Origin of the sequence: Sphingobacterium yanglingense, assembly GCF_004363245.1 — a bacterium.
Taxonomy (GTDB): domain Bacteria; phylum Bacteroidota; class Bacteroidia; order Sphingobacteriales; family Sphingobacteriaceae; genus Sphingobacterium; species Sphingobacterium yanglingense.
This window is the reverse complement of sequence record NZ_SNYV01000011.1, coordinates 160,933-175,302: the sequence shown is the minus strand read 5'-3', so window position 1 is coordinate 175,302 and position 14,370 is coordinate 160,933. Positions and strand designations below refer to the sequence as shown.

Genomic DNA, 14,370 nt, shown 5'->3' with positions numbered 1-14,370 from the left:
CTATGAACAGAAGAGAGACACTAAAAGCACTAGGTTTATTGGCCGCAGGTACAGGAGTTCTAGCTGCTTCATCATGCAAATCTGAAACAGATAAAAAAACTGTTGATCAGGCGCTTGCTGAGAAGTTACCTGGGGTACAAGATTTTGAACATGAGCGAAATCAAAAACTACTGGAAGAGCAGTTTTTTACGACTCACGAAATGGCTACTATCACTTGTCTTGTTGACTACATTATACCCAAGGATGATTTTTCTGGCAGTGCTTCGGAAGCGGGAGTACCAGACTTTATAGAATTTATTGTTAAAGATATGCCAGATTATAAAACGCCCATGCGTGGAGGGCTTAAATGGATAGATATCCGTGCTCAGAAAAAATATGGTCAAATATTCATCAATTGTAAACCAACTGATCAGAAAAGCCTGTTGGATGAGATAGCATTCCCCTCTCGTAGCACGCCTGAAGTCGAACAGGGCACGAGTTTCTTTAAAACACTTCGAAACCTAACAGCCTCTGGCTTCTATACATCCAAAATAGGTATTGAAGATCTGGGATACGTAGGTAACAGACCGGGTGTCTGGAGCGGTGTCCCAGAGGATGTACTCAAAGCGCATGGTTTCGCTACGGACGAAGGTTAGAGACTCGGTAAAATCGCACCTTGCGGGCATTATAAATCGAGGCTGGAACTCAACAAGAAAAACAAAATGATAATGACATAATTTTTGGAAGAAGCAGTTAAAGACAATCAAGAAATGTAGGGTTTAGACTCCACAAAATCTACAGTTTTGACAAAGGATATTTTTCTCACTGCCAGGTCTTAAACCTATCTAAGAGATGATATCTTTTGTCAATTGAGCTATCTCGCGTGTACTAAAATTACTAATCTGTAACTTCATCATATACAATCGGAGATTAAAACAAAAAATAGGGTGTTTAAAGCGAATCATCTATGACTAAGGACTCTATCTCGTATTCAATATCTTTGCCATCCTCACGACCTCTTCCATGGAGAATCCCCCTGAAATGTGAACTTTCCCTCCTGAAATAATTCCCTGTACAACAGGCATAGATACGACCTTGCCTCCGACAACAATAGCGATGGGTTTTCCTATATTCTCTTCTGTTAGCTTCTCAAACCTTTCTGCCCCTTCTTTGGAGAACTCAATGTCCACGATAGGATGATTTTGATACTGTTCTACAGTAGCCTTTGCTTCTTTGATCTCAGCTCTACTGACCAATGGATGATCTCCAAGCACGACATCGCTATAAGGGTAAGGTTCGGTAAACGAAATGACTACATAAAAACCATCTACTCTATCTATGGTAAAGGGCTGAAAACCACCGGAAGTGCTACTTACACTATTCTGACTTCGAACATCTGTGGCAGTTGTTGTTGTATGGGCTTTATGAGGGAACTCTTCTTTTTGCTTTTTGAAGATACTGCAAGATCCCATCAAGACAAGTGCAAGGCCACAAATTAGTTTTATATCCATAATATTTAGATTATTTATCGAAGTCACGGTGAAAGTATTTTATTGATTACTAAACATCATTCCCTATGGCAAAACTCCCGATTTCAATGCTGTACGCTAGACTTGGAAATTGATTGAGAAAAGAGCTGTTCTTATCCAACAACTTACCTTTATTCTCGATAGTCAATTCCTGTAGGTGAGTAAGCTCCGCTAAGCTTTGCAATGATTCTATAACACCGCTCTGAAATATATGGAGGGATTTAAGCCTTTTGACTTTCGAAATATCCTCCATGATAAATTCGACATTCTTGCAAAGACTTAAATCCAGCTCTTGTAGGGCCTTTAAATTAATAAGCCACGAAATGCTTGTCAGTGACTTAATCTCCGACAGGTATAAAGCCTCTAGCTTAGTAAAATGGGAAAGTGTAGCCCAATCACAGGGAACACTTCCAGCTATGGAAAATGCCTCTAAAACATTGTTTTCGGGAAACTGATAGCCTTCCTCAGTAAATTTATCGATAAATATGGTCTTTAGTACAGGGTGGGTAAACAAGTTGACAAAACGTTTGGAATAAGGTGTAAAAATCTCTGTCAAGCGTGTAAAAACCAGCCAATCTATCGGCTCCATGCCTTTGTAGGTACAATGTTTGACCTCGAGACGTACGGCATTTCTCAGAGCATACAAAAATGAGCTTTTGTAAATAGTAAAATTGGATAGGTAAACGATATTACTCTTTTCGAAAACTTCGCCGAAATCTGGCAGTTCGAAAACTGCCGCTTCACAGGTTTTTCCATCCAGAATAAGATTGAATATCTGCTTCTCTTTCATCAGGGCTAAGACAGCTACCGCGGTATCTCCCTTTTCGATGACCACAAAATGATCTAATCGTTCTTTTGCTGTACTTCCTATATACATGTTGATTTTTCTATTCGTTGGCTCTTCGGTTCAGTAACTAGATTTGTTGTACCTCATCTTCTGTAATCCGTGATCCATCCAAACCAAACAATCCATTTTTGTCTTTTAAAAGTTTTATTACTTCTCCGTCTTTAGCTGTGAACTCGCAAATGGATAAAGTTTCAATATCTACATTCTCAAAACAAGTTTTAAAACGGAAAGCATGCTTTGAATCACAGGAATAGCCTTCTTTTGCATCCAACAATTTCCAGGTTCTGGGGTCTGCTTTTTTTATCACATGATGATAATAGTAAACATATCGATTGTCCTTGCCAAATTTACCATTATTGCAGGAAACGAAGGTCTGGGGGTCAGCAATTTTCATTACTTTCACTTTGCCAACATGGTCATAACAATAAACCTGATGTCTATCCTTAGCATATCCAGAGGAAATATAAACCACGCCAGCCATTGTGCTCCCATCTGAAAAACAAAACGTAGTGCACATCAGATTCTTATTGAAACCGTCATCACAGACTTCAAACGTTTCAATGTCATAACGCCGGAATCTGCCCCCCAAACACCATGCAAACTGATGGTCTTTTGCAAAACAATAATTGAGTGCCCGAAAACTGTTTACGTCGGCATGGTTCAGTATTTCATTCTGCATAAAACAATGTTTATCATCCTTTGCAAAAATCGTATTGAATACGAAAAAGTATGGTGGGACGGCGTTGAGTTTCGTCGTACGCCAGTATATGTGACGTCCATCTGTCCAATAAGAGAGGCGGGATTTTGTAACAGAATCAACAAACACTGCTGCTTTATCAAAATCGGCAACAGCCGTAAGATCGATGTTAATTAGTTTAGGAGCATAAGTTGTTAGTTCCATGCTTTATACTATTCGAGTTTTATTATACTGTCTTACTTCTATTATTCGTCTCGCTAAAGGTCGCGATAGTTTTTGAATAAAAACATCCCTGATAGAGGTGAGTTTTTATAGGTAATGCTATCCCGTAGCTCCGTATTCGGTCTGCCTTGCATTGTAACTTATAAGGTTATTCTGAGTTCGTTGATAAATGCTAATTTCACTTTGTCTGCTCCATAAAATTCAGAATAGTTAAGGTTGATATCATTATTGACTCCTAGCTCCTTGTAGAGCGAAATTATTTTCCCTTTGTAAGAACAGTTTCTAATGAAGTTATTAAAGAATTGCTCACTTACTTCTTTAGCTGCATAGTAAATCAAAAAATCTAGAGGCATAATACTATCTTCAACGTATTTATTAAACCGTGTTCCATTTACGCTCAAGAAATCAATAGCGTCTTGGATATTGTCAAATAAATGAAAAACGGGTAAAGCGTATTTATTTATTAGTTCGGCAATGCGATTTATTTCGATAGTACCGCTCATTCCGGCAACATTCCAGTTTCTATAACCGCAAGGACTAATATGGCCTAAGGTATTTGAATAGACCGCTCCTTGGCTGTATTGGTTTCCTGTCTGTTCGATTTGCCACTCTTTAAGTTTTTTTGAATAAATATTTATATGTGGTAGAACTGTAATATCCCAATTGGAATTTCGGTCACTTGATTGAAAGTAGATTTCATAATACAAATCTTTGCCAGCCGAAACTTTTTTTAAAGTTTGCCCTTTTTGTAGAACTTTGAAGTCTTTATCTTCCAGTAAGTTTGCGATTTCATGACAGGCTTCTAGAAATATGGTCCGTATACTCTTTGTAGTTTCCATTTCGAAGTTTAATAACACTAGATTGTAAGATTTAGTTTTGCTAGCGGTGCTGTACTAAACTTGATTTTTTAAAGAAATACAGTAGATTGAAGCTTCGTAAAAAAACATCTAGTATCTATAGTTCACTAAAACTAGCTGCTAATATAAACATAAATCAGAAATACATAACGTAAGAGAATACTTGTCGGGGCCTGATCTATGAAGGTTGTGATTTATTTTTAATTCTTGCCATAGGGCTGTCATTGGGAGGTGATAAGTTTGTAAAGATGGTTAGAACTCAAAATGACTAAAGAAATAGAAAAATATTATCCACAAAGTAGAGCAGACTGGAGGAAATGGCTAGAGACCAACCATGAATCTAAGCAGTCTATATGGTTGGTTTATTACACCAAACAATCTAATATCCCCTCAGTTAGTTGGCGGGAAGCTGTAGATGAAGCACTTTGTTTTGGCTGGATCGACAGTACCACAAAAAAAGTAGACGATTCTTCGTTCATCCAATACTTTAGTAAACGTAAGCCTAAGAGTATATGGTCTAAAATAAATAAAGAGATTGTTCAAATGCTCATTGATAAGAACCAAATGACCAAAGCGGGTTTTGAAAGTATTGAAATTGCAAAGCAGAACGGTCCTTGGACTATTTTGGATGAGGTAGAAGAATTGATAATACCAGATAATTTAGAAATGGCGTTTAATAAAGAAAACGGTTCAAAAGACTTTTTCCTGGGCTTGAGTAAGTCGACAAAAAAAATAATACTAAGTTGGATTGTTCTTGCTAAACGACAAGAAACTAGACAAAAACGTATTGACATAGTTGTGGAAAGTATGCAAAAACAGCAAATACCCAAGCAAATAACATAGGTTTCTAGGTCAGGGCAAATCTGACAGTGCCAAATATTAGTTGTTTTATAAGACACTGTCCGATTTAATACCTCACTCGTAATCTTTGTTGATTACAAAAGCTGTCTATACTTTTTTGGGAGGGAGATCAAAAGCTACTGCCTCGTGTTCAAAGTGACCATTGTGGGAACCGTCACAGAAGGGTTTGTTTTTGGATAGTCCACAACGACAGATAGAAAGTACGGTCCTGCCCTGAAGTCCATATGCATTCCCGCTTTTATCAACGATTTCGAAATCGCCTTCGATCTTTACTGATCCGTTATTGTTAATAGTGAGTTTCGTTTTTGACATAGTAATTAATGAAAATATTAATTACAAGAGTAATCAAAATGTAGCATTATTCAGCATTTCAACCCTAATTTAGAAGCGTTCCTCTTAAGAGATCTAAGTAGCTCTATAAGCTTGATGTCTAGAGCCGGAAATAAAGGAACAGTGTTGAGTTCAATTCTATCGTTCATGTTTAAATATCGTAATTTTTTCTAAAGCCAAAAGTGACTCCTAGTCCCAGCATAGTTATTCATAAATTATACTATAATCCTTCGGCTTGAATTTCCACTCTATATTTATGGTGTTCTGATTCAAAATCTTTGGCAATCAAACTACCAAATGCGGGATGATTAACCTCTGCCAAATCTATATTAATCAAGGTCAATGACTCTTTGTTATCGGCTTTAGCTAATACTTTCCCATCAGGACTAACAATCTGACTTTCGCCACGATAGGCCTCTTCTTCTCCTTCAAAAAACTCCGTTCCGACTCGATTGCAATTGATATAGAAGCACTGGTTTTCCAGGGCCCGAACGGGAATAATTGTCGGCGTAACGTCGCCTCCAAAATTTGCAGAGTTGCAGATAATATCAACGCCTCGCGCTTTCAGTATAGAAGAAAGTGGGGCAAACCAAGCATCGAAACAGATGGTCAGGCCTACTTTTGCTTCTTGACATTGTCCCCAAATCACTTCACTACCAGCTGTGAAAGCTCTTTTTTCGTAGTCTGTTACATGGATCTTTCGGTATGAAGCCACTAATCCATCGGAACCTACAAGAATCGACGAGTTATACAGCTTCCCATCATGAAGTTCTGGAATACCTCCTGTGATGTAACCTCCACACTTCTGCATTAATTCGGTCAAGAACTTTACTGTAGGACTACTCGATAAATCTTCTGCAAAAGGAAGTAACTCTTCTCTGTCATCATAAGCATAACCACTTGTAAACAACTCGGGTAGTACCAATAGATCGAATTTCTCTCCTTTTATTCTCGACTCGATATAAGATAAATTGGCATCCCTATCGCGCCAAACAACTGCATATTGAAAAAAACCTACTCTCATACATCATCTATTCTAATAAGTAAAGTCCTAGAAAACTATTGTCCCCTATTTTCGCTTTGCATAAAGGGTACTCAGTTTTTTAGGTAAGTGTTGGATATTCTGGTCGCACAGATTATATAATTCAAGGCCTTTTTCTGTAAAGCCGTAGTTTTCGATGTAAGCAAGCACGAAATCACCTTGCACACTCTGGTGCTCTCCATCGCAAGTACTTAGATAATCACAAACAAGCGGATGATAGGCTTCGCCTAATAAGCCTAATGCAAATACGGCAAAGGTTCCGGGCATAGCGCAGTACTCCGCTTCTAGATCGTTGTACCATTCAAACTCTTTCATCGCTAACTTTGCGTACTCTTCGATCTTAGGATATAGAGCTGGCCATTTTACTGCATTAGCAAACAGCTGATGAATACCTTTCTTCGGTAGGGATTTGATCGGAAGCCATGTTTTTTCGGGACTACTGAATTTGACTGAGTAGGAAGCGGGAAAACCAAAGGATAACAGTTGGTATAGAAAATCTAGTACCTGTCGATAGGCTTCTTCACTCTCTTCCTTTACGCTGATCCTGATCGTAGCAAATACATCATTGGCTGTACAGGTTACAATGTCGTTTTTATATTGCCTCACTCCTAGCGGCAGATCTCCTGAACCATTCTTCTTTAAATCCGCGGGCAACTTACTACCGAGAGCAGTAACGATCTTAAATATTTCCCCAGCTTGATACTGCCCATCGCCCCCTTTATATTTTACATTACAGACTGCGATATAGCATGCAAATCTTAAATAGCTTTCTGGTAGCTCCCAGCTGGGTTCGCCGGCCTTGAGCTTCCACTCACGATAACCTTCGTCGTTTTTGATCTCCTCGAAAAACGGATTCCGAACGGTACGCTCTACCCAATAGCGCAGGGTGACGTCTACATCCCAGCTCCAGCCACAAAGCTTGCGCATTTTTTCAGTGAATAAAACCGCTATATCGTAATCAAAATCGGCACCGCCTATTTTAAATAAATAATACTCAAACGCAGCATTAACTAATATTTCGCGGCCTTGAATCCTAAAGCATTCATAGGATGGATATCCAGACTGATTTCGCGTTTTTGATAGTCTCGCTTTATCTTCTAAAATATCCCCTACGCACTCGTCAAATATATTACGTAAAGAGGAATCATTCTTTACATCTTCAAAAATCAAATATTTTCTATCGTTTGCCATAGTTTTTCTAATACTAGTAGTGTCTCTAAGTAATACCGAAATAGAGCTACTACAATAATAAGATAATCTATGCAAATTGTGGGTATCCTATATTAAAACAAAGGCCATTGGCAAGCTAGGATGACTTGACCTATGCCACCCAAAAGCGCACTTGATGAAGCAGAATGTGCCCTACCTCTTTCTGCTCTACTTTTTGCAAAGCATTTAGAAATTCTACAATAAAAGTTGGGACAACTAAAATTTGATTTCTTTGAACTCTCTATATAATGAATCTAAAAACTGTTGTTGTCTCCTATCCTCCTTGAAATAGCGCTGATAATTCACCCCACAACTGGTAATATCAACAATATTTGGGGTACTAAAGGTCCAGTCATTTGTATTTTCCACTAGAACACCTAAGTCACTCTGGCAACTTTGCCAGAGCTCTGAAAACTTCGTTTTTTTGTCGTCGCTTAACTTGTCAAAATCTGCATATACAGAGAACCCAAGCATTTCAGGATTAAAAAACTTGACAAACATATATACCGGAACACCGCCCCAATCTATCGTCTGACCTTCTGGCAGTTCTATATAGATAAGCTCTTTTTCGTTCATTATTCTATCTTGCTGGCCCTCCTTGAAGAACTGCTCTTCGTAGGTCAGTTTTGTTCCTTTCGGCACGATAATATTTTTAACACTTGTAGGTTCGGTCGTGATAAAATAAGGGTAATCCGGCCCCCGTCCTCCTGTAGGATTGCCCATACCACTTAGTGCACCAAGAAATATAAAAAATCCAACTGCCATTACTACTACAAGTATCAATATTCCTATAATGAGGTATTTACCTTTCTTCATTTATGCTCGATATTATATTAACGCTTACAACTAACACGAAATAGCTTTACAAAGAAGTCTCCGTATTCTAGCTGACGCTAAATGTATAATTAAAAAGTTAAAAACATGAAATACTTCACTGTATAAAATTCAATCTTAGCGTCTAATTTATCCTATTTGCTTCGTCCTGATTAGACTGGGATACTTTCTTTTCCTTAAAACTTTTACCCTTCTGTATTGTATACGAGATACTCAATCCGAATATCCGGGTAGGGCGTTTCTGATAAAAATTAATAACAGTACCTTGATAATCGGTGTATTCGCGCTCCCGCGCAGTATCAAAAATATCATCAATAACAAATGATAACTTACCTTTGCCCCCTAATACAGCCCGAGAGATCATCAGACTGCTGTAAAGCTGGTCTGCATATTTCGTATTACCTATATAATAGGCCGAACGATAACTTAGATTAATATTTGAATCAAACCACTTTGGTATTTTTAAAAAATTAGATATTCCTGCTTCAAATACCGCTTGAGACCGTTCAATCTCTTGGTAGCTAAACGCTGAATGATAATAAGATATATTATTTTGAATATTCCATAATCGACTGATCTTGACTGGTATAAATGTATTGATCCCATAATCCGTACCGCTCTTGAAATTTATGCTTTTATGTTTTATCATCTGATTTCCGATACTTTCGGAAAACTGGACGATCTTATTTTGTGTATTGGAATAAAATAAATCCACATTGATACCATTTTTGAAAGAGATACCTGCTTCTAAGCGATGTACATATTCTGGAATAAGATTTTCATTACCCTGAATGAGGATGAAATCATCAATCTGTAAGGTATAGGGATTAAGATCTTTGAAAGATGGACGACGCAAACGCTTGGCATAGTTGAAGTGTAATGAGCTTGATCTATTTCCAATTTCATATAAAAAGAAAGCTGAAGGAAAAAGGTTGAGATAATCTCGTCTTACTTCTTGAGAGCTCGTGTGTGATAATCCACGAACGAAGGTCTGCTCAGCACGTAGTCCGCCTTTGATAGACAATCGGTCAAACTTATTGCTAAAGGTGAAGTACCCCATAACAATGTTTTCCCAATAACTAAACCGACTGCTATATGATGGGTTTTCTACCCATTGCTCATCAATATTGTCAGTTCTTATTACGATATTGTCTCTACTTGTGCCCACAAATTTAGCGCCGAATGAGTAACTGGTATTAGCCTTATGATTGATATTAAGATCTCCCTGTACACTATAAATATTTGTCCGATTGGGTGATTGATTATGGTATTGCCGAACGTCGGGGGCTCCTTGCGATATGATACGATATTCATTCGACTCTTTATTGTCGCTAAAGAGGTGATCTGCACTAAATTTTAAAGTAGACGCTAATGTATCTAAAACAAGGCTATAATTTAAAGTGGTGTTGAGCATAAAGGGTTTATTAAGCCAGTGGTTATAGCTGATCTTGTTGAGCGTATCTTGTTTGAGAAAATGTGTGTTGTAGGTATAAAATGTCTGATCAGAACGTGAAAGTGCCCAGGTTGATTGCAATGCGACAGATTGCCGATCACTAATATCGTAGCTACTGGTAATGCGGGCGTTATACCCCTTGATATCACGAAACCTTTTGGTATCAGACTTATATGCTGATAAATCTGGATATGATATCTGATGATTACTGGAATATCGCTGTTTGTCAAGCTTATAGGCAATAGCACCTGACAGGAAAAATTTTCGGTTCTTATACTCGTACAACGTACCTCCATTAATGTAGGGATCGTGTACCTGCTGTTTGTAACGCCCCAATAACTGCACCTTTACACCATCGTTTACTCCTCTTTTGAGCTGTATCCGAACAATACCTCCACTCCCTTGTGCCTCGTATTCTGCACCTGGATTGGGAATGATTTCAATTTTCTTAATACTTTCAGATGGCAACATCCGTAGATATTCGGCTAGTTCGTCGGATGACATACGCTGAACGATATCATTGATCATAACTAGCACTCCTTGATTACCCCGGATCTTAATACCTCCATTGTGGTCCACCCAAAGGCCTGGTGAACGTTGTAGTAAGTCCAAAGTGGAAAGACCGCTTTCAAGTATGCTTCCTTCGACATGTACCACCGTTCTATCGGCCAAACGTTGATAGGGACTTCTCTGACCTATAACTTCTACCGCTTCCATAATATTATCTTCGGGCACCATGACAACTTTAAAAAGATCATCATCGATTTCCTCGTTTATGCTCACCTGCCGGGTTCTGTATCCTACTTTGGATATTTTTAAGGAATCGGTTTCCTGAATCTCTGATATAGTGAGAATAAACGCACCAAAGTGGTCACCTACAACTGTCCCAAGTAGTCTACCTGAGCGGTATAGTCTGACCGTACTATAGGCCACTGGCCGCTGTGAAGAATCAATCGTACAGCCGACAATAGTCGTACTATTCCTTTCTTCTATCCTATTCTCGACCTTTTCTTGACAAAAAGTCCCCCCACAAAACAACAAGAGGTAAATGTTTATCAAAAGTCCAGTCAGTTTAATTTTACTAGTATCCATCTATTTGCTTATATATCTGTAATATCCGATCAATGCTCATATTCTTCTGAGATCTTTCTGACTATTGGACAACAGAACCTACAATTCGGTTACACAAAACAATAAATGGTTAAGAAACATAAAAAGTAAACCGACCTACTCTTACAAAACAATGGCTTTACCTACACAAAGATAAAATAGTGGCTAAATGGAATGTAGCTTACAGATGCCTTATAAAGCCAACCGGAAGAGGTATTTTTTAATCTATTTTCTCTATAAAAGAATCTAAGTGGATGAGAAAAAGCTACAAAAATCGCTGTTATATTATAATGCAATTATATTGCCTGTAAAGGCGAACTTATGTATGTTTGAGTCTGACATTTCAATTGAAAATTAACTCATTAGTAATGAAAACACGTAAAGGAAATTATCTGTTTGTTAGTTTCATCGTAGGCTTTTTGGTATGGCTGTCGGCAACAGCATTATTTAGGATAGCGGGCCATCATTTTTTCATTGTGGAAAATGTGCCAGTAATGGTCGGTCTTTACATCCTACTCATACCGGCACTAGGTTTCCTCTCTACCTGGCTGTTTAACAAATTTAAGTTAGGCAATCTCGAAAGTATAAAATCTGCCGTCATTATGGTTTTACCGGGTATGCTAATGGACAGCCTTTGTATACAGTTTTTTGAAATAGTATTTCCGAATATGCCTGGGATATATAGTAAAACCTTTGGCGCCTGGCTTATGTTTGCCTATGCTGTAGTATTGATTTCTGGTCTCCTTAGGAAAAATAAAAAGGAGAGCCTAATCTAACTGGTACTACAGAAATCCATAAGAGCTAACTAACATTACCGATACAGACGTACTTTATATCTACATAACTGTCTAATCCGTACTTAGACCCCTCACGACCTTGTCCGGACTCTTTAACACCTCCAAAAGGAACAACTTCGGAGGAAATAAGCCCTTCATTGATGCCGACAATACCGTATTCCAACTGTTCACGAACTCGCCAGCTTCTGTTTAGATCGTTTGTATAAAAATAACTCGCCAATCCGTAAATAGTATCATTAGCCATTCGTACGGCATCCTGCTCTGTTTTGAATTTGAATATCGGTGCAATAGGGCCAAAGATTTCATTTTGAGCAAATTCCATAGACTCATTTGCATTGACGACAATCGTAGGTTCAAAAAACTGAGGTGCTAGGGAATTCCCCCCTGCTACGACACTACCACCTTTTGCTAGCGCATCTTGTGTCATGTCTTCCATCCGTCGGATGGCTCTTTGATTGATAAGTGGTCCAATGTTGACTTCGGAATCCAGCCCACTCCCAAGTTTCAGTTTTTTGACGGCATCTGTAAATTTTTTAACAAACAAATCGTGGATTCCTTCCTGAACCAAAATTCGGTTGACACAGACACAGGTCTGGCCCGCAAATCGAAATTTTCCGGCTATGGCTCCTTTTACTGCCAGATCTACATCTGCATCATCAAAGACGATAAGCGGTGCATTTCCTCCGAGCTCCAAACTCATTTTTTTGAGTGTACTGGCACTTTGCGTCATCAATATCTTCCCAACTGCTGTGGATCCCGTAAAGGATATTTTAGCGACTTTTTTGTTTTCACAAAGCTCTTTTCCCATTTCGGAAGCATCTGTTCCGACAACGGTATTATACACCCCTTTAGGGAATCCAGCTAAATCGGCCAGATAATTTATGGCAAGTGCAGTAAAGGGTGTTTCCTCACTAGGACGAACAACAACCGTACAACCTACAGCAAGAGCTGGTGCAATTTTACGGGTTATCATCGCTAGCGGAAAATTCCAGGGAGTAATGGCACCAACAACACCGACGGGTTCTTTGAGTGTTATTATACGCTTATCTGCAGTAAACCCTGGGATGACATCTCCATAATTTCGTTTGGCTTCTTCGGCAAACCATTGGATGTATGCAGCACCATAATCTATTTCGCCTCTGCTCTCGCCTAGCGGTTTACCGCTTTCTAGGGTCATGATCTGGGCTAGCTCTTCTTTGTGCTGATGAATAAGGTCAAACCATTTTAACAGGATAGCACTTCGCTCTTTGGCCGATTTCGATTTCCACATCCTAAAAGCGGCATGAGCGACATCAATCGCTTTGGCAACAAAACTTCTATCTTCGTCATGGACTTCTCCGATAACAGATAAATCAAAAGGATTTTTAACTTCAAATCTAGCCGTCCCCTGATTTACCCATTCTCCATTGACGAAGGATCTATCAAATAATAATTCTTTGTACGTATTCATTTTGGAGGTGAATTTAATCAAAAATAATGACTTGCCTGATTGCTTCCCCACTGGCCAATCTTTCAAAACCTTCGTTTATATCCTCTAGCTTTAGGCGATGTGTGATAAGCTTATCAACCGGAAGATTCCCGTTTTTGTACAGTTCTAAAAAGTTTGGTATATCGATAGAAGGTACACAGCTACCTAGGTAACAACCCTTCAAGGACTTTTCTTGTCCAACCAAAGTCAAAGGGTTAAGACTCAGGCGCGCATCTGGATGGGGTAATGCTCCAGTTACAGTGACCCCGCCTTTTTTGGTTGCATTGAAGGCAAAGTCCAGTGCAGGCATAGCTCCAGCAAATTCGACCGATTTATCAACGCCACTTACTGTAATTTCCTGTTTTAGTTCTTCAAGCGCTCCTTCCTTCCCCGAATTAATGGTATGAGTAGCTCCAAACTCCTTGGCTACATCAAGTTTAGAGTGGCTAACATCTGCTGCAATTATCTTGGAGGCCCCCGCTGCCTTTGCTCCTAAAATAGCGGACAAGCCCACTCCTCCCAATCCGACTACCAAAACAGACTCTCCTACATGTACTTGTGCGGTATGAACGACCGCCCCGACTCCTGTCATCACAGCGCAGCCGAAAAGAGCAGCTATTTCAAAAGGATAAGACTTATCAATTTTCACAAGCGAATAAATCGAAGCGATCGCATATCCGGCAAACCCTGAAACACCAAGATGATGATGATAAGTTTCGCCACTTTGGCTCTTTATTTTGATGTCTCCATTCAGCAAAACGCCTTCATTATTTGCTTTTGCGCCCGGGTTGCAAAGCGCTGCTTTACCCGACATGCAGTATTCGCAATGACCACATGAAGGCAAGAACGCAAAAACGACATGGTCGCCCAGTTCAAACCCCTTTACATCTTCCCCTAATTCGACAATAACTCCTGCAGCTTCATGCCCTAATACCATAGGCATAGGTCTAGGCCGATTTCCATCGATTACAGATAAATCGGAATGACATAGTCCTGCTGCTTTGACCTGCACAATCACTTCTTCTTTACCCGGTTTCCCAAGTTCTATTTCTTCTATTTTCAATGGTTTCGAATCAGAATATGGCCTCTTATGTCCTCCAACCTGATGAAGGACGGCCGCTTTTGTTTTCATCAT

The 14,370-nt window shown here is 39.1% G+C and carries 14 protein-coding genes; 3 read left to right on the top strand and 11 right to left on the bottom strand.

The window, feature by feature from the left end:
• Window positions 1-2: 2 nt before the first annotated feature.
• Complete coding sequence (locus tag CLV99_RS02945) at window positions 3-635, top strand: gluconate 2-dehydrogenase subunit 3 family protein (RefSeq protein ID WP_133582993.1); 633 nt, start codon at window positions 3-5, stop codon at window positions 633-635.
• Window positions 636-959: 324 nt separating this feature from the next.
• On the opposite strand, the gene CLV99_RS02940 is transcribed toward CLV99_RS02945, so the two are convergent.
• The 4 genes from CLV99_RS02940 to CLV99_RS02925 form a co-directional block, all read right to left on the bottom strand.
• On the bottom strand, window positions 960-1,490 hold the full coding sequence (locus tag CLV99_RS02940) for a SecDF P1 head subdomain-containing protein (protein ID WP_133582992.1): 531 nt from the start codon (window positions 1,488-1,490) through the stop codon (window positions 960-962).
• A 49-nt stretch (window positions 1,491-1,539) separates the two neighbouring features.
• A complete protein-coding gene (locus CLV99_RS02935) occupies window positions 1,540-2,385 on the bottom strand; it encodes a leucine-rich repeat domain-containing protein (protein WP_133582991.1) in 846 nt (281 codons plus the stop codon).
• A 37-nt stretch (window positions 2,386-2,422) separates the two neighbouring features.
• Window positions 2,423-3,256, bottom strand: a complete 834-nt coding sequence (locus CLV99_RS02930) for a DKNYY domain-containing protein (protein ID WP_133582990.1) — start codon at window positions 3,254-3,256, stop codon at window positions 2,423-2,425.
• 158 nt (window positions 3,257-3,414) lie between these two features.
• Entirely contained in the window at window positions 3,415-4,113 is a 699-nt protein-coding gene (locus tag CLV99_RS02925; protein WP_133582989.1) for a hypothetical protein, read from the bottom strand.
• A 282-nt stretch (window positions 4,114-4,395) separates the two neighbouring features.
• Here CLV99_RS02925 and CLV99_RS02920 point away from each other — a divergent pair, with 282 nt between their 5' ends.
• Window positions 4,396-4,974: a YdeI/OmpD-associated family protein gene (locus tag CLV99_RS02920; protein ID WP_133582988.1), complete on the top strand. Its 579-nt coding sequence runs from the start codon at window positions 4,396-4,398 to the stop codon at window positions 4,972-4,974.
• Window positions 4,975-5,079: 105 nt separating this feature from the next.
• Here the strand turns inward: CLV99_RS02920 and CLV99_RS02915 are convergent, their stop codons facing one another.
• The 5 genes from CLV99_RS02915 to CLV99_RS02895 all read right to left on the bottom strand — a co-directional run bounded on the left by CLV99_RS02915 (window position 5,080) and on the right by CLV99_RS02895 (window position 10,952).
• A complete protein-coding gene (locus CLV99_RS02915; protein WP_133582987.1) occupies window positions 5,080-5,304 on the bottom strand; it encodes a CDGSH iron-sulfur domain-containing protein in 225 nt (74 codons plus the stop codon).
• Window positions 5,305-5,542: 238 nt separating this feature from the next.
• Complete coding sequence (locus tag CLV99_RS02910; protein ID WP_133582986.1) at window positions 5,543-6,346, bottom strand: carbon-nitrogen hydrolase family protein; 804 nt, start codon at window positions 6,344-6,346, stop codon at window positions 5,543-5,545.
• 45 nt (window positions 6,347-6,391) lie between these two features.
• Window positions 6,392-7,555 carry a DUF6138 family protein gene (locus tag CLV99_RS02905; RefSeq protein ID WP_133582985.1) on the bottom strand — a complete coding sequence of 388 codons (1,164 nt, stop codon included), beginning with the start codon at window positions 7,553-7,555 and terminating at the stop codon, window positions 6,392-6,394.
• A 234-nt stretch (window positions 7,556-7,789) separates the two neighbouring features.
• Window positions 7,790-8,389, bottom strand: coding sequence for a hypothetical protein (locus CLV99_RS02900; RefSeq protein ID WP_246032684.1), 600 nt, complete (start codon window positions 8,387-8,389; stop codon window positions 7,790-7,792).
• A 142-nt stretch (window positions 8,390-8,531) separates the two neighbouring features.
• On the bottom strand, window positions 8,532-10,952 hold the full coding sequence (locus tag CLV99_RS02895) for an outer membrane beta-barrel family protein (RefSeq protein WP_133582984.1): 2,421 nt from the start codon (window positions 10,950-10,952) through the stop codon (window positions 8,532-8,534).
• A gap of 386 nt (window positions 10,953-11,338) precedes the next feature.
• On the opposite strand from CLV99_RS02895, the gene CLV99_RS02890 reads away from it, so the two are divergent.
• Window positions 11,339-11,746, top strand: coding sequence for a DUF5367 domain-containing protein (locus tag CLV99_RS02890; RefSeq protein ID WP_133582983.1), 408 nt, complete (start codon window positions 11,339-11,341; stop codon window positions 11,744-11,746).
• Window positions 11,747-11,771: 25 nt separating this feature from the next.
• On the opposite strand, the gene CLV99_RS02885 is transcribed toward CLV99_RS02890, so the two are convergent.
• Together CLV99_RS02885 and CLV99_RS02880 are read right to left on the bottom strand one after the other, a co-directional pair.
• The gene (locus CLV99_RS02885; RefSeq protein WP_133582982.1) at window positions 11,772-13,217 is read right to left on the bottom strand and encodes an NAD-dependent succinate-semialdehyde dehydrogenase; all 1,446 of its coding nucleotides are present in this window, start codon (window positions 13,215-13,217) and stop codon (window positions 11,772-11,774) included.
• Window positions 13,218-13,230: 13 nt separating this feature from the next.
• Window positions 13,231-14,370 carry a zinc-dependent alcohol dehydrogenase family protein gene (locus CLV99_RS02880; RefSeq protein ID WP_211348397.1) on the bottom strand — a complete coding sequence of 380 codons (1,140 nt, stop codon included), beginning with the start codon at window positions 14,368-14,370 and terminating at the stop codon, window positions 13,231-13,233.

Coding starts and splice junctions, on each gene's coding strand:
- CLV99_RS02890 (WP_133582983.1), top strand. CDS start 11,339: ATGAAAACACGTAAAGGAAATTATCTGTTTGTTAGTTTCATCGTAGGC.
- CLV99_RS02940 (WP_133582992.1), bottom strand. CDS start 1,490: ATGGATATAAAACTAATTTGTGGCCTTGCACTTGTCTTGATGGGATCT.
- CLV99_RS02905 (WP_133582985.1), bottom strand. CDS start 7,555: ATGGCAAACGATAGAAAATATTTGATTTTTGAAGATGTAAAGAATGAT.
- CLV99_RS02945 (WP_133582993.1), top strand. CDS start 3: ATGAACAGAAGAGAGACACTAAAAGCACTAGGTTTATTGGCCGCAGGT.
- CLV99_RS02900 (WP_246032684.1), bottom strand. CDS start 8,389: ATGAAGAAAGGTAAATACCTCATTATAGGAATATTGATACTTGTAGTA.
- CLV99_RS02910 (WP_133582986.1), bottom strand. CDS start 6,346: ATGAGAGTAGGTTTTTTTCAATATGCAGTTGTTTGGCGCGATAGGGAT.
- CLV99_RS02885 (WP_133582982.1), bottom strand. CDS start 13,217: ATGAATACGTACAAAGAATTATTATTTGATAGATCCTTCGTCAATGGA.
- CLV99_RS02935 (WP_133582991.1), bottom strand. CDS start 2,385: ATGTATATAGGAAGTACAGCAAAAGAACGATTAGATCATTTTGTGGTC.
- CLV99_RS02915 (WP_133582987.1), bottom strand. CDS start 5,304: ATGTCAAAAACGAAACTCACTATTAACAATAACGGATCAGTAAAGATC.
- CLV99_RS02880 (WP_211348397.1), bottom strand. CDS start 14,370: ATGATGAAAACAAAAGCGGCCGTCCTTCATCAGGTTGGAGGACATAAG.
- CLV99_RS02925 (WP_133582989.1), bottom strand. CDS start 4,113: ATGGAAACTACAAAGAGTATACGGACCATATTTCTAGAAGCCTGTCAT.
- CLV99_RS02930 (WP_133582990.1), bottom strand. CDS start 3,256: ATGGAACTAACAACTTATGCTCCTAAACTAATTAACATCGATCTTACG.
- CLV99_RS02920 (WP_133582988.1), top strand. CDS start 4,396: ATGACTAAAGAAATAGAAAAATATTATCCACAAAGTAGAGCAGACTGG.
- CLV99_RS02895 (WP_133582984.1), bottom strand. CDS start 10,952: ATGGATACTAGTAAAATTAAACTGACTGGACTTTTGATAAACATTTAC.